The sequence below is a fragment of the Geomonas sp. Red276 genome (assembly GCF_054784495.1).
On record NZ_BLXW01000072.1, the window covers coordinates 1 to 3,923 of the forward strand.

Here is a 3,923-nt window from a genome sequence, read left to right on the forward strand (position 1 = left end):
GGTGGTCTAAAGGCATCCGAAATTGGGACCCCGTGGGGGCCGTTTTCCTTAATCCTGAGCCTGCGCCGGAAATCATACTCGCCGCAGCTTAAAACTCAGCAGAGGCGACAACTACCTTGACACCCGCCGATACCGGCAAGCACCGGACGCGAGTAACTTTCACCTCTTCTGACACTTGTGAACATGGTCCCTCCAGCAATTCCTACAAATTGATGCAGCTGAAAGCATGATGAGGCTTCCTAATCCGAAACTCCTCCTTTGAATCAAGAATCACGCCAATTTTTTGATTCAGTAGTCTTTGTGAAATCTAGCTTTGCTGCTAGCGTAGTTACACGATCCATTATTATTATCTGACACACATTATATTATTTTTACTGTTCATTTTTTTACAACTCCACCTATTCTCCGTAGCTAACAGGTCGAATTTGCGTCGATTTACAAAGCTTGCAAAAAAATTCACAGTGAATTTTTTTACACTCGGGACCCGGCCGGCAGGTGCATATTCCGGGTGCATATTCCGGGGACACAATACTCATTTCTTGGCGACTTTGAGACTGACCGTGCTCGGGTGAGACAACGCTCGCGAGTTCTGCGACTCAGTAAACATTCGGTCTGCGGATGGGCGAGGTGAGACACAAAGGGGAACAAAGGGACTGGCACCTGCGGGGAGGAATTTCCGGGCATATTCCGGGGACACAATACTCATTTCTTGGCATATTCCGGGGACACAATACTCATTTCTTAGGGGAATTTCCGGGGACGGGAATTTCCGGGGACATAATCCCTATAATTTTCTAACACATTAATGATTCATCGAAGACCAACCCAGATGCTGGCGATGCAGGGCGGAGGAGTTGGGACTGGGGCTTATGGAGAAGAAGGCAGATGAGCTGAAGTGGAACGGGAGACGGGAGGGATTTTGCCGGTTGCCTATCCCCCGCACCGATCCATAGGTGAGAAATTACCTGGTTAGTCCCCTGTCTCAGGTGGTGACGCGTACGCAGCCTGAGGGTAAGGGGGCGGATGTGCGGCAAGGGGGCTTGTCACTCCCCGTCGCTTTCATCATTGGTCACTTTGCGATGCACTTCCAGGGTCAGCCCCTCGATCCGCTCGGCCAGATTTTTCACGAGCTCGGTCAGCTCGGTGTTCTGCCGCAGCAGCTCCAGCATCCTGTCCGATTGCTGCTCGGCCAGCAGCTGGCGCTCCTCGGCCGCCATGGCCAGGGCCTCGCGATGCTGCGCGTCCGATTCGGCATGCGCCTTGTCCCGGTCCGCCTGCCGCGTCTGGGCCAGCAGGATGAGCGGCGCCGCATAGGCTGCCTGGAGACTGAAGGCGAGATTGAGCAGTATGAACGGATACACGTCGAATTTGGTGAACCCGGCGACATTGAGCCCTATCCAGAACGCGACGATCACGGTCTGCCCCACCAGAAACAGTGGCGTACCGAAAAACCGGGCGAAGGACTCTGCCTTCAGCGCGAACCAGTCGTCCCCGAACACGGAATGAAGATGCATGTGGGGGAGGTGAAAGCGGAAGTAATTCTCCGGCAGTTTTCTTTCCCGGGGCGGCGTCGATGTTTCATGATTGGTCATGGTCGGATCTCCCTCCAGGTAACAGGTGGCTCGCACTGCGGCGCCCCGGGTTCCAGCCGGCCCTTGCAGGTGGCGGGGTGGCGATTTTTCATCGCTTCCCGGTCTCGACCGGGGCTACCGTCCCACGACCAGTATCTCGAAGCTTCCCGGTATCATGGCCGGGCGGTTTCGGGACCCTGCCGGCGGTGGGTTGAACCGGGCGGCAGGAAGATACAGGGTGTGGGTTTTGGGATCGATCGCCATGGTGCGGCAACCGCGCCGGGTCGGGACCGTTTCCGCGACCTCGAATTTCCCAGGCGACGCTTCCCGGACCACGGTAAGGGTCCCGTCTCCGTTCGAGCTGAAAATGAGTCCGGTCTCCGGGTCGAAGCCGTTGGCATCCACATGGGCACCGATGGGGACCGTGGCGACGACCTTTTGCCGCCCCACGTCCAGCACGGTCATCATCCTGTTGTGGCACCCCGAGAACACCCTCCCCTGGCGGGGGTCGATCGCCATCCCGGCCGGCTCGTCGCACGGCTTGATGGAGATCCTTCTCACGATGCGCCTGCTCGCCGCATCGATCTCGACGACCTCATCGGTGTCTTCGATGTTGACGAAGACCGCTCCCATCCCGTCGACCGCGGCAAATTCGGGCTTCCCCCCCAGGGGAATCGTCCCGGCCACCTCGCCCGATTCCGCCCCGAACACGGTGGCATCGTGGCTGCGGCCGTTGAAGGTGAAGACCTGCCCGGTCACCGGCTCATAGACGATGGCGTCGGGGCCGGCGCCCGTCTTGATCTCTCCGATCTTCTTCAAGCTCTTCAGGTCGAAAACCGTGGAACTGTTCGCCCTGCCGTTGCTGGTGAAGCCCCGGTTCAACCCGGGCGCCACGGCGATGCCATGGACCCCGGGGGTATCAGGCAGATCTCCCGCAATCCGGCCGGTGTCGAGGTCGAGCACCGTGACATGGGTGCCGCGGGAGACGTACAAGCGGCGGGCGGCGGCATCGACGGCCGAGTAGTCCCAACCGCCATCCCCGCCGATCCTCAGGGTCTTCACGACGTGGTACCCGCCATCCGCCGCCTGGGCGGCGGTCGCCAAAAGGATGCAGCACAAAAAGAGCAACGACTTCATAGACAACTCTCCGAATCTGGAAGAACCATTTGAATGGGGGGAGCCCGGGTGACCGGAGGGGAAAAGAGGCTACTTTTTTCTGGTTAATGTTAAGCCAGCGCATTGACATAGAAACCGGCACAACATAGCAGAGTCCCACACCTTTTGCCAGAAGCGAGTAAGCCTGTGAGGCCCTGAAAGAGTGTGCGCACGGGAGGGACAACGCTGGAGAGTTCTGTGACTTGTTAATCTTCGGCCCGCGGATGGGCGAGGCGCACACGAAGGGGACAAAGGGACTGGCACCTGCGGAGCCAGTCCCTTTGAATATTCGGTTGCCGCCGGGCAGCAGGCATGGGCGCTAGACTTGCGGGGGCGTGGAATTGACGAGGACCATCTGGGCCGGCATGGGTGCGGGGAAGCCGGCCTCGTTGAGGCTTTCGCGAATGGTGCGATTGCCGTCGAAGTAGACTTGCCAGTAGTGGTCATTATGACAATACGGCCTTACCGCCAACACGGGCCCCACCAGGTTGAACTCGAGGATCTCCACATCCACCTCGGGTGTGGCCAAAACATTGGGAACGGCTGCCAGCTTCTCCCGCAAAAGGCGCATGGCCGCGACATGGTCGGCACTGCCGGCCAGCTGGCACTTCAGATCGACCCTGCGGAACGGGTTGGCGGTGTAGTTCTGGATCGTGTCTCCGAAGATCTTGCCGTTGCCGACCAGGGTGAGGATATTGTCCGGGGTGTTGATCGAGGTGACGAAGAGTCCGATTTCCCTGACGTTGCCGGTGACACCGCCGATCGTCACAAAATCGCCCACCTTGAAGGGATGGAGTACCACGATGAAGATCCCGGCGGCCAGGTTCGAGAGAAGTCCCCCCCACGCGGCACCGATGGCGATGCCAATGCCGGCCACCAATGCGGCGAACGTTGTCGTCTGGATTCCGCAGTAGCCCAGAATGGCAACTACCAGGATGATGTTCAACGTCACCGCTACGAAATTCCCGATGTAGCGCATGAGGGTCGGGTCGACTTTCTGCCGCTCCAGGACACTCTGAAGCATGCGCCCCACAAGCCCGATCAGCCAGCGGCCAACCAGCCAAAAGAGAACCTGATTAGCGCCAATCTTCCGCTAGGCGTAACCACCGCTCTGGTCGGCTGCCAGTCCGGGCAGCGGCAGCAGCGAGGCGGGGAAGCATAGCAGCAAGATCGAAACGACGGTTAAAGCGGTACTGA

At 58.9% G+C, this 3,923-nt stretch carries 3 protein-coding genes and 1 pseudogene; all 4 read right to left on the bottom strand.

Annotation, left to right across the window (positions count from 1 at the left end; all coding sequences use genetic code 11):
- Positions 1–1,043: 1,043 nt before the first annotated feature.
- Positions 1,044–1,592 (bottom strand): DUF1003 domain-containing protein, encoded by a 549-nt coding sequence (locus ACYVL5_RS23335; RefSeq protein ID WP_460597948.1) that lies wholly within the window; start codon positions 1,590–1,592, stop codon positions 1,044–1,046.
- 114 nt (positions 1,593–1,706) lie between these two features.
- On the bottom strand, positions 1,707–2,708 hold the full coding sequence (locus tag ACYVL5_RS23340) for a YncE family protein (protein ID WP_460597949.1): 1,002 nt from the start codon (positions 2,706–2,708) through the stop codon (positions 1,707–1,709).
- Positions 2,709–3,045: 337 nt separating this feature from the next.
- Positions 3,046–3,750 carry a mechanosensitive ion channel family protein gene (locus ACYVL5_RS23345; protein ID WP_460597950.1) on the bottom strand — a complete coding sequence of 235 codons (705 nt, stop codon included), beginning with the start codon at positions 3,748–3,750 and terminating at the stop codon, positions 3,046–3,048.
- A gap of 52 nt (positions 3,751–3,802) precedes the next feature.
- Positions 3,803–3,923 (bottom strand): annotated as a pseudogene (locus tag ACYVL5_RS23350) (IS1595 family transposase); the annotation flags it as partial.

Coding starts and splice junctions, on each gene's coding strand:
- ACYVL5_RS23345 (WP_460597950.1), bottom strand. CDS start 3,750: ATGCTTCAGAGTGTCCTGGAGCGGCAGAAAGTCGACCCGACCCTCATG.
- ACYVL5_RS23340 (WP_460597949.1), bottom strand. CDS start 2,708: ATGAAGTCGTTGCTCTTTTTGTGCTGCATCCTTTTGGCGACCGCCGCC.
- ACYVL5_RS23335 (WP_460597948.1), bottom strand. CDS start 1,592: ATGACCAATCATGAAACATCGACGCCGCCCCGGGAAAGAAAACTGCCG.